The 15725-nt window shown below is 66.1% G+C and carries 11 protein-coding genes and 1 pseudogene; 8 read left to right on the top strand and 4 right to left on the bottom strand.

Translation table 11 applies throughout. The features are described 5' to 3' along the window. Positions 1-203 precede the first annotated feature (203 nt). Positions 204-3356, top strand: coding sequence for a valine--tRNA ligase (locus FQK05_RS22125; protein WP_158971035.1), 3153 nt, complete (start codon positions 204-206; stop codon positions 3354-3356). A gap of 205 nt (positions 3357-3561) precedes the next feature. Here the strand turns inward: FQK05_RS22125 and tdh are convergent, their stop codons facing one another. Next, positions 3562-4593, bottom strand: coding sequence for an L-threonine 3-dehydrogenase (tdh, locus tag FQK05_RS22120; protein WP_158971128.1), 1032 nt, complete (start codon positions 4591-4593; stop codon positions 3562-3564). A gap of 38 nt (positions 4594-4631) precedes the next feature. Further along, the gene (locus FQK05_RS22115) at positions 4632-5816 is read right to left on the bottom strand and encodes a glycine C-acetyltransferase (RefSeq protein WP_158971033.1); all 1185 of its coding nucleotides are present in this window, start codon (positions 5814-5816) and stop codon (positions 4632-4634) included. A 241-nt stretch (positions 5817-6057) separates the two neighbouring features. Between FQK05_RS22115 and FQK05_RS22110 the strand changes: the two genes are divergently transcribed. Together FQK05_RS22110 and FQK05_RS26570 are read left to right on the top strand one after the other, a co-directional pair. Further along, positions 6058-7233, top strand: a complete 1176-nt coding sequence (locus FQK05_RS22110) for an acetyl-CoA C-acyltransferase family protein (protein ID WP_158971031.1) — start codon at positions 6058-6060, stop codon at positions 7231-7233. A 572-nt stretch (positions 7234-7805) separates the two neighbouring features. Next, positions 7806-8036, top strand: a pseudogene (locus tag FQK05_RS26570) (winged helix-turn-helix transcriptional regulator); the annotation flags it as partial. Positions 8037-8265: 229 nt separating this feature from the next. On the opposite strand, the gene ubiB reads toward FQK05_RS26570, so the two are convergent. Together ubiB and ubiE are read right to left on the bottom strand one after the other, a co-directional pair. Beyond that, complete coding sequence (gene ubiB / locus FQK05_RS22100; RefSeq protein ID WP_158971027.1) at positions 8266-9789, bottom strand: 2-polyprenylphenol 6-hydroxylase; 1524 nt, start codon at positions 9787-9789, stop codon at positions 8266-8268. Between the two features lie 4 nt (positions 9790-9793). After that, complete coding sequence (gene ubiE, locus FQK05_RS22095) at positions 9794-10546, bottom strand: bifunctional demethylmenaquinone methyltransferase/2-methoxy-6-polyprenyl-1,4-benzoquinol methylase UbiE (RefSeq protein ID WP_158971025.1); 753 nt, start codon at positions 10544-10546, stop codon at positions 9794-9796. Positions 10547-10642: 96 nt separating this feature from the next. Here ubiE and FQK05_RS22090 point away from each other — a divergent pair, with 96 nt between their 5' ends. From FQK05_RS22090 to dnaA, 5 genes are all read left to right on the top strand, one after another. After that, positions 10643-11365, top strand: a complete 723-nt coding sequence (locus tag FQK05_RS22090; protein WP_158971023.1) for a hypothetical protein — start codon at positions 10643-10645, stop codon at positions 11363-11365. After that, positions 11358-12209 carry a bifunctional DNA-formamidopyrimidine glycosylase/DNA-(apurinic or apyrimidinic site) lyase gene (gene mutM, locus FQK05_RS22085; protein ID WP_158971021.1) on the top strand — a complete coding sequence of 284 codons (852 nt, stop codon included), beginning with the start codon at positions 11358-11360 and terminating at the stop codon, positions 12207-12209. Before FQK05_RS22090 ends, mutM begins: the two co-directional genes overlap by 8 nt. Before the next feature lie 63 nt (positions 12210-12272). After that, the gene (locus FQK05_RS22080) at positions 12273-13049 is read left to right on the top strand and encodes an enoyl-CoA hydratase (protein WP_158971019.1); all 777 of its coding nucleotides are present in this window, start codon (positions 12273-12275) and stop codon (positions 13047-13049) included. A 191-nt stretch (positions 13050-13240) separates the two neighbouring features. Continuing rightward, a complete protein-coding gene (gene rpsT / locus FQK05_RS22075) occupies positions 13241-13504 on the top strand; it encodes a 30S ribosomal protein S20 (RefSeq protein ID WP_158971017.1) in 264 nt (87 codons plus the stop codon). Positions 13505-14127: 623 nt separating this feature from the next. Then, on the top strand, positions 14128-15516 hold the full coding sequence (gene dnaA, locus FQK05_RS22070) for a chromosomal replication initiator protein DnaA (RefSeq protein ID WP_158971015.1): 1389 nt from the start codon (positions 14128-14130) through the stop codon (positions 15514-15516). The last annotated feature ends 209 nt before the right edge of the window (positions 15517-15725 follow it).

The following is a 15725-nucleotide window of genomic DNA, read 5'->3' as shown; positions in this document are numbered from 1 at the left end:
CCTCCCCATTTCTTCGGTCTTCAAATACCCTCGGGGGGCCGGCGGGGGCAGCGCCCCCGTGCGCCGGCCACCACAACGCGCCGCCGAAAATCGGGCCGACCCGACGTTCGATCCGCCTCTCGGACCCGTTCCCGCGCGGATGCGGTCTTTTCCTTCGCCGCCGGCCCGGCTAGACGGGGCTTGAACCGGAAGGGATCAGACCGATGGCGATGGACAAGACGTTCGACGCGGCCGAAGCCGAGCCGCGCCTCTACAAGGCCTGGGAAGAGAGTGGCGCCTTCAAGGCGGGCGCCAATGCCTCTCGGGCGGACACCTACTGCATCATGATCCCGCCGCCGAACGTAACGGGGTCCCTTCATATGGGGCACGCGTTCAACAACACGCTGCAGGACATCCTGATCCGGTGGCACCGCATGCGGGGCTTCGACACGCTGTGGCAGCCCGGCACCGACCATGCCGGCATCGCGACCCAGATGGTCGTCGAACGCGAACTGGCCAAGACCAACCGCCGCCGCACCGACATGTCCCGCCCGGACTTCATCGACCTGGTGTGGCAGCAGAAGGTCAATTCCCGCGGCCACATCATCGGTCAGCTGAAACGGTTGGGCGCCTCGGCTGACTGGTCGCGCGAGGCCTTCACCATGGGTGGCGCTGCGGGCGACCCGGATGCCGGGAAGGGCGCGCCGAACTTCCACGATGCCGTCATCAAGGTCTTCGTCGACATGTACGACAAGGGCCTGATCTATCGCGGCAAGCGTCTGGTGAACTGGGACCCGCATTTCGAAACGGCGATTTCCGACCTGGAGGTCGAGAACATCGAGACGCCGGGCCACATGTGGCACTTCAAGTACCCGCTGGCCGGTGGCGAGACTTATGAATACGTGGAAAAGGACGAGGACGGGAACGTCACCCTGCGCGAGACGCGGGACTATATCTCGATCGCCACGACCCGGCCCGAAACCATGCTGGGTGACGGTGCCGTCGCGGTCCATCCCTCGGACGAACGCTATGCGCCCATCGTCGGCAAGCTGTGCGAGATCCCGGTAGGCCCGAAAGAACACCGCCGCCTGATCCCGATCATCACCGACGACTATCCGGATCCGACCTTCGGATCGGGCGCCGTGAAGATCACCGGCGCCCATGACTTCAACGACTATGGCGTGGCATCGCGGAACGACATCCCGATGTTCCGCCTGATGGACACTAGGGCCAACATGCGCGACGACGGCGCGCCCTATGCCGAAGCTGCCGCCCGGGCGCAGGACATCGCGAATGGCGCGGCCTTCACCGTGGCCGAGGTCGACACGCTGAACCTGGTCCCCGACCACCTGCGCGGCCTGAGCCGCGACGAGGCCCGCAAAGCCGTGGTGGATGAGATCAACGCGGATGGCCTGGCGGTCATGACGCTGGCCGACGACCCGCGCTTGGGCAAGACGGGCTTCACCCCGGAAGAAGGCGAGGAAATCCCGCAGGTCCCGCTGGTCGAGGCCAAGGCGATCATGCAGCCTTTCGGCGACCGGTCCAAGGTCGTGATCGAACCGATGCTGACCGACCAGTGGTTCGTCGATGCCGAAAAGATCGTGGGCCCGGCGCTGGACGCCGTGCGCACCGGCCGCACCAAGATCCTGCCGGAATCGGGCGAGAAGACCTATTATCATTGGCTGGAAAACATCGAGCCCTGGTGCATCTCGCGCCAGCTGTGGTGGGGTCACCAGATCCCGGTCTGGTACGGGTTCGACCTGTCGGGCGAAGGCTTCCGCGACGACGAGGGCGACGGCGCGCTGGACCCGGTCGAGATGGGCCGCCTGCTGCTGGACCAGAAACTGCTGGCCGGGGACGAGCACATCCATTGCGGCCATGATTTCGACGCCGTCGCGGGGCAGTTCGCCGATGTGCTGCAAACCCTGCCGACGCCCCTGAACGCGGCCCGTGTGATCGAGGTCGAGGACCGTGCCACGGCGCTGCACACGCTGGCGGCCAGCCTTGCCGAATACGAGGTCAGCCAGGACCCGACGCACCTGGTCTACCCGGTCTGGCGCGATCCGGACGTGCTGGACACCTGGTTCTCCTCGGGGCTCTGGCCCATCGGGACGCTGGGCTGGCCGGACCAGACACCGGAACTGGCCAGGTACTTCCCGACCTCGACGCTGGTGACCGGGCAGGACATCCTGTTCTTCTGGGTCGCACGGATGATGATGATGCAGCTGGCCGTCGTGGGCGATGTGCCCTTCGACACCGTCTACCTGCACGGCCTCGTCCGCGATGCCAAGGGCAAGAAGATGTCGAAGTCCCTTGGCAATGTCGTCGACCCGCTGGAGGTCATCGACGAATACGGTGCCGACGCGCTGCGGTTTTCGTCCGCGGCCATGGCGGCGCTGGGCGGCGTGCTGAAGCTGGATATGGCAAGGATCGCGGGCTACCGGAACTTCGGCACCAAGCTGTGGAACGCCGTCCGCTTTGCCGAGATGAACGGGGTCTACGAGTCTTCCGTCCCGGTCCTGCCGGTGGCGCAGCTGGCACCCGAGCACACGGTCAACAAGTGGATCCTGGGCGAAACCGCCCGCGTCCGCGCGGCGGTCGATGCGGCCCTTGCCGAGTTCAAGTTCAACGACGCGGCCAATGCGCTTTACGCCTTTGTCTGGGGCAAGGTCTGTGACTGGTACGTGGAATTCGCCAAACCCCTCCTGCAGGGCGATGATGCGGCGGCCAAGGCCGAAACCCAGGCCACAATGCGCTGGGTCCTGGACCAGTGCCTGATCCTGCTCCACCCGATCATGCCCTTCATCACCGAGGAGCTGTGGGGCGAGACGGGCGACCGCGCCAAGATGCTGATCCACGGCGACTGGCCGACCTATGGGCCCGAGATCGCGGATGCCGAGGCCGACCGCGAGATGACCTGGGTCATCGGCCTGATCGACGCGATCCGGTCCGCACGCGCGCAGATGCACGTGCCGGCGGGCCTGCATGTCGCCATGCTGGTGACCGGCATGGACGATGCGGCCAGGGCCGCCTGGGCCCGGAACGAGGCGCTGATCCTGCGACTGGCGCGGGTGGAGGGGCTGACCGAGGTCGGGGCCTTCCCGAAGGGGACCGTCACGATCCCGGCCGAGGGCGCGACTTTCGGCCTGCCGCTGGCCGACATCATCGACATCGCCGAGGAAAAGGCGCGGCTGGAGAAGACGCTTGCCAAGCTGGCCAAGGAACTGGGCGGTCTGCGCGGGCGTCTGAACAACCCGAAATTCGCCGAAAGCGCGCCGGAAGAGGTGGTCGAGGAAACCCGTGCCAACCTGGCCGCGCGGGAAGGCGAGGAAGCGCAGCTGAAAGAGGCGCTGGCGCGGTTGTCCGAGCTGGTGTGAGGCTTTCGATTGGCGTGGTTGGGGGCTCTGCCCCCGCCGCCCTTCGGGCGACTCCCCCGAGGTATTTGAAGATCAAAGAAGCCAGGGGCGCCGGTTGCGTGTCTGGCCCGGTTGGCGGCGCGGCTTCCGCCGCGCGCCTGGTGCGACTTCCCTTGGATACTTGAAGACCGAATAAGGCCCGGGGGCGGTTTGGTTTTCGGGGCTGTCAGGCGTCGCGCCAGTCGAGGACCACCTTGCCGCTTTTTCCGGATTTCATCGCGGCGAAGCCCTTTTCGAACTCGGCCACCGGGAAGCGGTGGGTGATCACCCGGCTGATGTCGAGACCGTTCTGGAGAAGGGCGATCATCTTGTACCAGGTCTCGAACATCTCGCGCCCGTAAACGCCCTTGATGGTCAGGGCCTTGAAGACGACCTTGGACCAGTCCATCGGTGCCAGCCCCGGCGGGATGCCCAGAAGCGCGATCTTGCCGCCCATGACCATCGCGTCGCACATCTGATCGAGCGCAGCCTGGTTGCCGGACATCTCCAGGCCCACGTCGAAGCCCTGTTTCATGCCGAGGCTGGCAATCACGTCCTGAAGTTTTTCTTCCGCCACGTTGACGGTTCGGACGTCCGCCACCTCGGCCGCGAGCTTCAGGCGGTCGGGGTTCACGTCGGTGATGACCACGTGGCGTGCGCTGGCGCGGCGGGCGACGGCGGCGGCCATGATGCCGATGGGCCCGGCGCCGGTGATCAGCACGTCTTCGCCCAAGAGATCGAAGCTGAGCGCGGTGTGGACGGCGTTGCCCAGAGGATCGAGGATCGCGCCGATCTCGTCGGGGATATCGTCGGGCAGGGGCACCACGTTGAAGGCGGGCAGGCGCAGGTATTGCGCGAAGGCGCCCTGGACGTTGACGCCCACGCCCCGCGTGCCGGGATCCAGGTGGAACTTGCCCGACCGGCTTTGCCGGCTTTCGGAGCCGACCAGGTGCCCTTCGCCGGAGACGCGCTGGCCGATCTTCAGGCCCGACACGTCGCGGCCCAGTTCCACGATTTCACCCGCGAATTCGTGGCCGGTGATCATCGGCACGGGGACGGTGTGCGAGGCCCAGTCGTCCCAGTTCCAGATATGGATGTCCGTGCCGCAGATCCCGGTCATGTTCACCTTGATCAGCACGTCGTCGGGGCCGATTTCGGGCACCGGGGCCTCTGTCATCCAGAGACCTTCGCGCGGGAAGCTCTTTTCCAGCGCCTTCATCTGGTTGGTGGTCATCGGAGCATTCCTTCAGAAGGTCTTCAGAGAGCGCCGGAGGCCTTGCCGGCAGCGGCAAAGGCGTCGAGCGCGCGGTCGAGGTCGGCGCGGGTCAGCGCCGCGTTCATCTGGGTGCGGACACGGGCCTGGCCCTTGGGCACGACAGGGAAGAAGAAGCCCGAGGCCTGGACGCCATTGTCGTAGAGGCTTTGGGCCATGGCCTGGGCCAGCTTCGCCTCGCCCAGCATCACCGGGATGATCGGGTGCGATCCGGGCAGCAGGGTGAAGCCCAGGGTTTCCAGGCCAGCGCGCCAGTAGGCGGCGTTTTCGAACAGCTGTGCCCGCAGGGCGTCGCCCTCTTCCACCAGTTTCAGCGCGGCGAGGCCGGCAGCGGTAACTGCGGGCGGCAGGGCGTTCGAGAAGAGATAGGGCCGGGCGCGCTGGCGCAGCAGGTCGATCACCGGCTGGGGGCCTGCGATGTAGCCGCCGATGGCCCCGCCCAGCGCCTTGCCCAGCGTGCCGGTCAGGATGTCGACCCTGACCCCGTGATGAGCCGGCGTGCCCTGGCCCTTGGGCCCCATGAAGCCGGTCGCGTGGCAGTCGTCGACCATGACCACGGCATCGTATTGGTCGGCCAGCGCGCGGATGCCCGGCAGGTCGGCCAGGTAGCCGTCCATCGAGAAGACGCCGTCGGTCGCGATCATGATGTGCCGCGCGCCGTCGGCGCGGGCGGCCTTCAGCTGTGCCTCCAGATCCTCCATGTCGGAATTGGCATAGCGATAGCGGCGCGCCTTGCAGAGCCGGATGCCGTCGATGATGGACGCATGGTTGAGCGCGTCCGAGACGATGGCGTCCTCCGGCCCCAGCAGGGGCTCGAAAAGCCCGCCATTGGCGTCGAAGCAGGCGGCGAAGAGGATCGAATCGTCCATGCCGAGGAAGCTTGCGATGGCGCCTTCCAGTTCGCGGTGGAGGTCCTGGGTGCCGCAGATGAACCGAACCGACGCCATGCCGTAGCCGTGATCGTCCATCGCCCGTTTCGCGGCGGCGATCAGGGCCGGGTGATCGGCCAGCCCCAGGTAGTTGTTGGCGCAAAGGTTGATCAGGCGGCGGCCTTCGATGCTGATCTCGGCCCCCTGGGGAGACGTGATGAGCCGTTCGCGCTTCATCAGCCCGTCGGCATCGATCTGGGCCAGCGTATCGGCAATGTCGTTCAGGAAGGCCAGGGTCATGGGGCGGGCTCCTTCGTTCCGGCGTCAGTTTGGCCGGGTTTAGACGCTCGCGGAAGGCGCGTCATGCCGGATGTGCCGGGATATGTCGTTTCCGGACCATGCCGGACCTTGGCGCACCCGGGCGGGGGGCGGCAAAGTGACGTTTCGTTTCCATTGGTCCGACCCGGCAGGGGCGATATATCCGCGGGTAACCCTTCCCCGGCCCCGCGCGGGCCCGATGGCTGACAAAGGACTGAACCCCATGACCGATATCGTAATCCTGGACGGTGCACGCACCGCGATCGGCACCTTCGGTGGCACGCTGGCCTCAATCCCGCCGATCGAACTGGCCACCGTCGCGACCGAGGCCGCGCTGGAACGCGCCGGGGTCGATGGCGCGCAGATCGGCCACGTGGTCTTTGGCCACGTGATCAACACCGAACCCCGCGACATGTATCTGAGCCGGGTGGCCGCGATGCAGGCCGGGATTCCGGAAGGCACGCCCGCGATGAACGTGAACCGTCTGTGTGGGTCGGGCGCGCAGGCTGTCGTGTCCGCGGTGCAGTCGCTGATGCTGGGCGATGCGGATTTCGCCCTGGCCGGCGGGGCCGAGTGCATGTCGCGCAGCCCCTATGCCATGGTGAATGCGCGCTGGGGCCAGAAGATGGGCGACGTCAAATCGCTCGACATGATGCTGGGGGCGCTGAACTGCCCGTTCGGCACCGGGCACATGGGCATCACGGCCGAGAACGTGGCGACCGAGTACCAGATCACCCGCGAGGACCAGGACGCCTTTGCCATGACCAGCCAGGAGCGGGCGAAGGCGGCGCTGGAGGCCGGGGATTTCGCAGCCGAGATCACGCCGGTCGAGGTCATGGTGCGCCGCGAAAAGGTGCCGTTCACCAGGGACGAACATCCCAAGGCCACCAGCCCCGAGGCGCTGGCCGGGCTGCGCCCGGCCTTCAGGAAGGACGGCACGGTCACGGCGGGCAACGCGTCGGGGATCAATGACGGCGCGGCGGCGGTCGTGCTGGCCCGGGCCGAGGCGGCCGAGAAGGCCGGCCTGAACCCGCGCGCGCGGGTCTTGGGCTATGCCCATGCCGGCGTCCGCCCCGAGGTGATGGGCATCGGCCCGATCCCGGCGGTGCGGAACCTGATGGAACGGACCGGCCTGACGGTCGACGATTTCGACGTGATCGAATCGAACGAGGCCTTCGCGGCGCAGGCCATCGCCGTGAACCGCGAACTGGGGCTGGACTCTGCGAAGGTGAACACCTGGGGCGGTGCCATCGCGCTGGGCCACCCGGTCGGCGCCACGGGCGCGATCCTGACGGTCAAGGCGCTCTATGCGCTGGAGCGGACCGGCGGAAAACGCGCGCTGATCACCATGTGCATCGGCGGCGGCCAGGGGATTGCACTGGCCATCGAACGTCTCTGACCGCTGCGGCCGGGACCGGGAAGCCCGTTTGAACGGGCTTCCGACAGGTCTTTGAAAGGCCCGTCGCGGTCCCGGGGTCGATCTGGCGACCTGTCGCCGTAGAGCGGGGGTGGAGAGTACTTCATTCCCGTGTCGCAGGCCACGGTCACCACCGTGGCCCCAGATCTGCAGCAAGCCGCAGGGCGCCACCAGATGGCGCCCGTCGAGGTGCCTTCCTCGGTCGCGAGCCTGCGGGCCATCTCCATCGCCTCCATGGTCGAGAGCCTATCGACCCGTCCACGCCTGCATGCCGCCAGAGCGGCACGACATAACCCGCGCTGGCCCCTTCGATCCGGTGGACGCCGAAAGGCCCCCCCCGACAGCACCGCCGATTCGGCCGGTTCGACCGCGATGCAGGGGATCGTCGCTTCGTGGTCGTGCAGCGCCTCGGACACGCCGCGGAGCCGGTGCATTGCACGAAGCCATGGATCTCCCCGCCCATCTGCCGGCAGACTCCGATCTGGTCGGGATCGGCCAGTTGATCGGTCTGGAAGGCGCCCGTAGCCCGCGTGATCTCGCCCGCGCGGGCGATCATGGTGGGGGACAGGCGGACCCTGCCGATCCTGCGGGACGCTCTGTGGCACCGGAAGGCGAAGTTCGGCGACTTTCAGACCAGCGAGGAAGGCATCCCCACGAATATCCTGTCGGACCGTCCTAAGAAGTTGGTGAACCGGGGGCTTCTGGAAAAGCGCGGCTATGAGTCCAGACTGCCGCGCTACGCCTATGTCGCGACGGACAAGGCCCGGGCGGTGGAACCGGCGCTTTTGGCTCTGACGGCTGGGGACATACGGAACTGGGCGGCGGGCTTTTCGATCCCGCGCTCGGCCGGACCGTTGCAGAAGCGGACGGCGACTGACGTCGCGCGCCCGCCAACGGACCACCCGCCCGATCCGCCGGATGCGTGCTGCATCCGGCTTGCCGTTGTCGGCCGCAGCCCTGCGTCCGGTTCAGCGAGCCTTCGGGGCGAAGGGGGCCAGTGGCTGGGTCGACGGATCAGAATGCCAGGAAGGCCAGGGCGACCAGCGCGCCGCCCGCGAGCGCCCCGAGGACGGCCGGCACCAGCGAAGACCGGCGGGACGGACGGGGCGCCTCCTGCGACTGGGCGACCAGCGCAGCCTCGACCAGCCTGGGCAGACGGGGGCCGAAACGCGTCAGGACCTTGGCCGTCAGCGCCAGATCCGACAGGACTGCCCGCGGTCCGATGCTCTTCTTGATGTAATCCGACACGACGGGGCTTGCCACGTCCCAGATGTTGATCCGCGGATCCAGCGACCGCGCCACGCCCTCGACCACGACCATGGTCCGCTGCAGCAGGATCAGTTCGGTCCGCGTTTCCATCCCGAAGCGTTCGGTCACCTCGAAGAGATAGGCCAGCAGCTTCGCCATGGAAATGCGAGAGGCATCCATGCCGAAGATCGGTTCCCCCACCGCGCGCAGCGCCCGGGCGAATTCGTCGACATCCTGATCGGCGGGGACATAGCCTGCCTCGAAATGCACTTCGGCCACACGGTGGTAATCCTTGCGGATGAAGCCATAGAGGATCTCGGCGTAGACCCGTCGGGTATAGAGGTCGATATGCCCCATGATCCCGAAGTCATAGGCGATGATGTCGCCATTGGCCGCGACCTTCAGGTTGCCCTGGTGCATGTCGGCGTGGAAAAATCCGTCGCGCAGCGCGTGGTTCAGGAAGAGGGTCAGCACCCGTTCGCCCAAGACCCGCCGGTCGTGTCCCGCCGCATCCAGTGCCGCGTTGTCGCCCAGTGGCAACCCGTCGGCCCATCCCAACGTCATCACCCGCCGGCCGGAATAGGGCCAGACGATGGCCGGCAGCTGGAAACCTTCGTCGTCCTTGGTGTTCGCCGCGAATTCCGACGCGGCCGAGCATTCCAGCCGCAGGTCCAGTTCGCCCCGGACCACGCCGTCGAAATGGCGGATCACGTCCATGGGCTTAAGCCGCCGGGCGCCCGGCGCGAAAATCTCGACCATCGAGGCGCCCAGATAGAAGGCATCGATATCCTTGCGGAAGGCGCGTTCCACCCCCGGGCGCAGGACCTTGACGGCGACCTCCTGCCCGGTTTCGGCCAGCCGCGCCTTGTGGACCTGCGCGATCGAGGCCGCGGCGATCGGTTCGCTGAACTCTGAAAAGACCTCGTCGACCTCGACCCCCAGTTCGCGGGCGACCTCGGCCTTGGCGATCTCGACCGGGAAGGGGGGCAGTTGGTCCTGCAGGATACGCAGCTGCTCGGCCAGTTCGTCGCCCACCACGTCCGGCCGCGTCGACAGGATCTGTCCGAACTTGATATAGGCCGGGCCCAGCGCGGTCAGCGCCCGTGTCGCGGGCGCCATCGACGGATCGCCGCGATAGCCCAGGAATTCGAACGGCTTGGCCAGGATCCGGGCGACAATGCGGACCGAAACCGGCGCCTCGAAGGCATCCAGCACGACGTTCATCGCGCCGGCACGTTCCAGCGTGGCCCCCGTGCGGATCAGGCGCCAGATATTGTGCGGACCGCGCATGGCCCTAAATCTTCCAGCCGGAATGCAGGGCCGCGATTCCCAGCGACAGGTTGCGGTATTTCGCGTTCTCGAACCCGGCCGCGCGGACCATGGACAGGAACGTCTCCTGGTCCGGGAACTTGCGGATCGATTCCACGAGGTACTGATAGCTGTCGCGGTCGTCGGCGATGATCTTGCCCATCCGCGGAATCACGTTGAAGGAATAAAGGTCATAGGCCTTCTGCAGCATCGGCACCGGCATCTGGCTGAACTCCAGCACCATCAGCCGCCCGCCCGGGCGCAGCACGCGGTAGGCCTCGTTCAGGGCCTCCTGCGGTCGGGTCACGTTCCGGATGCCGAAGCTGATCGTGTAGACGTCGAAGGTATTGTCGGCAAAGGGCAGGGCCATCGCGTCGCCCACCACCCAGTCCAGGCTGTCGGACATCGCCTCGGCCTCGGCGCGCTTGCGGCCTTCCTCCAACATGCCGGCGGTCAGGTCCAGCACGGTGGCATGGCCTTCGCCCGCGCGTTTCAGGAACCGGAATGCGATGTCGCCGGTCCCGCCCGCCACGTCCAGCAGCCGCTGGCCGGGCCTGGGCGCCAGCCAGTCCATCATCGCATCCTTCCAGATGCGGTGGATGCCACCGCTCATCACGTCGTTCATCAGGTCATAACGGCTGGCGACCGAGGTGAAGACACCCTTCACCTTCTCGGCCTTCTGTCCCTCCGGCACCGTCTGATAGCCGAAATGCGTGGTTTTTGCGTCCGTGTCGTCCATGAGCCCTTGCCGCCTGTCGCGTTCGCCCCTGTTATAGGACCAAGCGGGCCGGGGACAATGCGCCCCTTTGGACTGGTGGACTGGGTGGTCACTTATATGCCGAATAGATCAGGAGAGGGGCACGCGCCCGATCCCGAATTGCCGCGCTTCGGTTCGCTGGTCCCCGACCGGCTGAAAATGCGTTGTGCGGTGCCGTTCTTTGCCGTGTCGCTTGTGGCGGCGGGTTTCCTGTTCTGGCAGGCGCTGGACGAGGTCCGCGCCGCGCTGCTGAACCCCGGGATGCCGGGCGCCCGCCTGGCTGCGCCGCTCTTTGCGCTGCTGGCGGTCGGCATCTTCACGGCCGGGATCCTCAGCGCCTCGCGCGCGCTTCGTGGGAACGAGATCCACAGCCTTTCTGACGGTGTGTCCGAAACAAGGGTCCGGCTGGGCCTGCGGGCACTGATGCTGGGCGGCGTGGCCTTCGTGGTGATGGTGCCGGCGATGATGCCGGGCCTCTTCGGGGCCGACCGCTGGCCGCAGGACCGGACCGGACCGCTGGTCGATCTGGAAGGCGGGTTGCTGCTGGCGCAGATCGCCGTGGCCGCAGGGGCGATTCTTTGGCAGGCGCAGGCCCGGATCCGCTGGACCGAGGACTGGGTCGAACTGCGCTGCGGGCCCATTCGCCGACGGCGCTACTGGAAGGACCTGACTGGGGTCAGCAGGGGGCGCAGGGCCAAGGTGCTGACCTTTGCCGGGGCCGGGCGGCTGGGAATCGGATCCTCGCTGGAAGGATATCGCATGCTGGTCCGCATGGCAGAGGAACGTCTGCCCCATGCCTGAACTGCCCGAGGTCGAAACCGTCCGGCGCGGGTTGGCGCCGGTGATGGAGGGCCGCGTGATCGCGCGGGCCGAGGTGCGCCGGCCGGACCTGCGCTGGCCCTTTCCGCCCGACATGGCAGCGCGGCTGACGGGGCAGACGGTCGTCCGGTTGGGGCGGCGGTCGAAATACATGCTGGCGGAACTGTCGGGGGGCGAGACGCTTCTGGTCCACCTGGGCATGTCCGGCCGCATGACCGTGTCGGGCGATCCGCTGGGGCGGTTCGAACACGCGCATTCCGCGCCCGACAAGCACGACCATGTCGTGCTGGAAATGGCGGACGGGACGCGGATCACCATGAACGACCCGCGCCGCTTCGGCGCCATGGACCTGCTGCCGACCGAAGGGATGGAAACCCACCGCCTGCTGGCCGGCCTTGGGCCCGAACCGCTGGGCAATGCGTTCAACGCCGATCACCTGGCGGACCGGCTGGCGGGGCGGAAGACGTCGATCAAGGCGGCGCTTCTGGACCAGCGGAACGTGGCGGGGCTGGGCAACATCTATGTCTGCGAATCGCTATACCGTGCGCGCATATCCCCCAAGCGTCAGGCGGGACGCATCGGGCGCGAGAGAATCGAGGCGCTGGTTCAATCCATCCGTGACGTGCTGACCGACGCCATCGCGGCGGGAGGATCTTCGCTGAAGGACTACCGCCAGGCCGATGGAGAGCTTGGATATTTTCAGCACAGCTTCGACGTCTATGGCCGCGAAGGACAGCCTTGCCGGCGGCCGGACTGCGGCGGTACGGTGACACGGATCGTGCAATCCGCGCGGTCCACCTTCTATTGTCCGACGTGCCAAAGATAACTTGAACCGCATATGCCCCGTCCGTAATCACGGGGTTCGATTGGAACAACGAAAGCAAACCTGATGGCCTTTGAGACGATTGTCGTCGAGATTGAAGACCACGTCTGCCTCATCAAGCTGAACCGGCCCGACGTTCTGAACGCACTGAACCAGCAACTGCTTGGGGAACTGTGCCAGGCCCTGAAAGAGGCCGACGAGAACGAGCGGGTCCGCTGCATCGTTCTGACGGGATCCGAGCGCGCCTTTGCCGCCGGCGCCGACATCAAGGAGATGTCGGAGATGTCCTTTGCGGACGTCTACTCGAAGAACCTGTTCGCGATGGCGAACGATGTCGTCACCTCGGTCCGCAAGCCGATCATTGCCGCCGTCAGCGGCTATGCCCTGGGCGGCGGCTGCGAGCTGGCGATGATGTGCGACTTCATCATCGCCTCTGACACGGCCAAGTTCGGCCAGCCGGAAATCAACCTGGGTGTCATCCCGGGCATCGGCGGCACCCAGCGCCTGACCCGCTTTGTCGGCAAGTCCAAGGCGATGGACATGAACCTGACAGGGCGTTTCATGACGGCGGAAGAGGCGGAGCGTTCCGGCCTTGTCAGCCGCGTGGTCCCCGCGAAGAAGCTGATGGACGAGGCGATGGCCGCCGCCGACAAGATCTCGGAGAAAAGCCTGATCACGGCGATGGCGGCCAAGGAAGCGGTGAACCGGTCGTACGAGACGACGCTGGCCGAAGGCGTCGCCTTCGAACGGCGGCTGTTTCATTCGCTGTTCGCCTCGGAAGACCAGAAGGAAGGCATGGCGGCCTTCCTGGAAAAGCGTGAACCGCAGTTCCGCGACAAGTAAAACGATGCGTGCCGGGGCTTTCCGGCGCGCCCTTTCACCCTCCGAAGTTCGCTGCGGAACGCCGGGGTCGATCCCCGGTTGACTTACAGACGACTCGCCGCTAGAGACGCGACTTCAGATCACATCCCGATTTCGACGTCCGGCCCGAGGCCAATTCGTGGCGGCCGGATCAGACAGCAGGACGAAAATACATGGCAAACTCGCCTCAGGCAAAGAAGCGCGCCCGTCAGAACGAGGCCCGCTTTGCCGTAAACAAGGCCCGTCGGTCGCGCATCCGCACCTTCCTCCGCAAGGTCGAAGAAGCGATCACTTCCGGCAACAAGGAAGCTGCAGTGGCAGCCCTCCGCGACGCCCAGCCCGAGCTGATGCGCGGCGTTTCCAAGGGCGTCGTGCACAAGAACACGGCGGCCCGCAAAATGTCCCGCCTGTCCTCGCGCGTGAAGGCGCTGGCCTGATCGAAGGCCCTTCCTGACGGGAGGAAACGCCCCTGTCGCGCAACTTGCAGTGGTGGGCGGAACCTCCCGAAAAGGTTAACAAAAAGTAAACTTTTCAAGAGCATCGCGCCCTGCGGTGCTTTTTTCGTTTGCCGCAGCGGCATCGAACATCTTGCTGCAACGGCGAGAGATTCTTTGCGGCCCAAGGCGGAGTCAACATCATAGTTTCGTTGCCGCCTCTCGCCGGGACTTGCTACCTATAAACCTGCGATTCATCGCTTGGGGGGACAGGCTGCCTCCGGACCTTCTGACGGGCATCAGACGGCACCGGGGCATGGCTAAACGGGTTCTGTTTCGGACCTCCGTCAGCCTGCTGCTCTCCGTGGTTTCCCACGGGACGGCCCTGTCAAGACAAGAGTGTTGTGGTGGCGCGGAGTGTAAGCGCGCAGGCTCCTTGGGCGGGGTCGGCGTCGCCTATTGTCTTGGCGCAACCTGCACGTCGCCGTCCTTTCGGGCGGCTACGTCCGATCATGTCATGGTCGGCGCACGCTTGTCGCATGCCTTGGATCCAGCCGGGAAAACCCGGTGGGCAAGAAGCAACGACACGGTCCGAAGGGCCGGATACGGGAAACGTGAGGCGTGGAATGACACAGGAAAAATGGGGACTGCTGCGGGAAAGGCTTTTGCGGGTTGTCGGGCAGAACTCGTTCAAGACCTGGATCGAGCCGCTGGAATACGCGGACCTGCAGGATGGCGTGCTGCTGCTGGACGCGCCGAATGCCTATGTCGGAACCTATGTGAATCAGCACTATGCGGACACGATCCTGCACGAGCTGAAGCTGGCGGGCGAAGACGTGCGTCGTCTGTCCTTCCGGGTCGCGGCCAATGCCCCGGACCGTCCCAGCGGTGCGCAGACGCAGGCGGAGTCGCTTCCCGAATCCGCCCCGGCTGCACCCGCTGTGCAGGAAAACAGCGTCGATCCGGCCGAGGCGTTGCAGGCCGCCGCCCTGGATCCGCGTTTCACCTTCGACCGCTTCGTCGTCGGCAAGCCGAACGAGCTGGCCCATGCGGCCGCGCGCCGGGTGTCCGAAGGCGGTCCCGTGACCTTCAATCCGCTGGTCCTTTATGGCGGCGTGGGCCTGGGCAAGACCCACCTGATGCATGCCATCGCCTGGGAACTGCGCACCGCGCGACCGGAACTGAACGTGCTGTACCTGTCGGCGGAACAGTTCATGTACCGTTTCGTCCAGGCCCTGCGCGAACGCAAGATGATGGACTTCAAGCACCTGTTCCGGTCGGTCGACGTGTTGATGGTGGACGACGTCCAGTTCATCGCGGGCAAGGACAGCACGCAGGAAGAGTTCTTTCACACCTTCAATGCGCTGGTGGACCAGAACAAGCAGATCATCATTTCGGCCGACCGCAGCCCCGGCGAGATCAAGGACCTGGAAGACCGGGTGAAGTCGCGCCTGCAATGCGGGCTGGTCGTTGACCTGCACCCGACCGACTATGAACTGCGGCTGGGCATCCTGCAGGCCAAGGTCCAGCAGTTCGGGCAGACCTATGGACAGATCCGCCTGGCCTCGGGCGTGCTGGAATTCCTGGCGCAGCGGATCTCGACCAATGTCCGCGTGCTGGAAGGGGCGCTGAACCGGCTGTTCGCCTTCGCCTCGCTGGTGGATCGGCCGATCGATCTGGATCTGACGCAGGATTGCCTGGCGGACGTGCTGCGCGCGTCGGAACGCAAGACCACGATCGAGGAAATCCAGCGCAAGGTGGCGGAGCATTACAACATCCGCCTGAGCGACATCATCGGACCGAAGCGGCTGCGAAGCTATGCCAGGCCTCGGCAAGTCGCCATGTATCTCTGCAAGCAGCTGACCTCGCGGTCCTTGCCCGAGATCGGACGCCGGTTCGGCGGGCGGGACCATACCACCGTGATCCACGGGGTGCGCCGGATCGAGGAACTGAAGGCGACGGACGGGCAGATCGCCGAGGACTTGGAGATCCTGCGACGGGCGCTTGAGGCCTGATACGGAGCGGCGCGTGCAGAGTACGCACCCTGCGGGGCGCCTGTGTTTCCGGGTGCTTCCGGGACCGGTTTAACGTGTTGCAGTTGACGGGGGCTCTGCCCCCGGCCGCCCGTGCCGGGCAGCCCCCCCGAGATATTTGAAGATCAAAGAAGCGAGGGGCGCGTCCGGGTTACGGGGGCGCCCCTGTCATGTCCGGGGGAGGGTGCGCG

This window comes from Chachezhania sediminis, assembly GCF_009765275.1.
GTDB lineage: Bacteria > Pseudomonadota > Alphaproteobacteria > Rhodobacterales > Rhodobacteraceae > Chachezhania > Chachezhania sediminis.
Note: the sequence above shows the minus strand (reverse complement) of the source record. Positions and strands in the feature narration are given on the sequence as shown.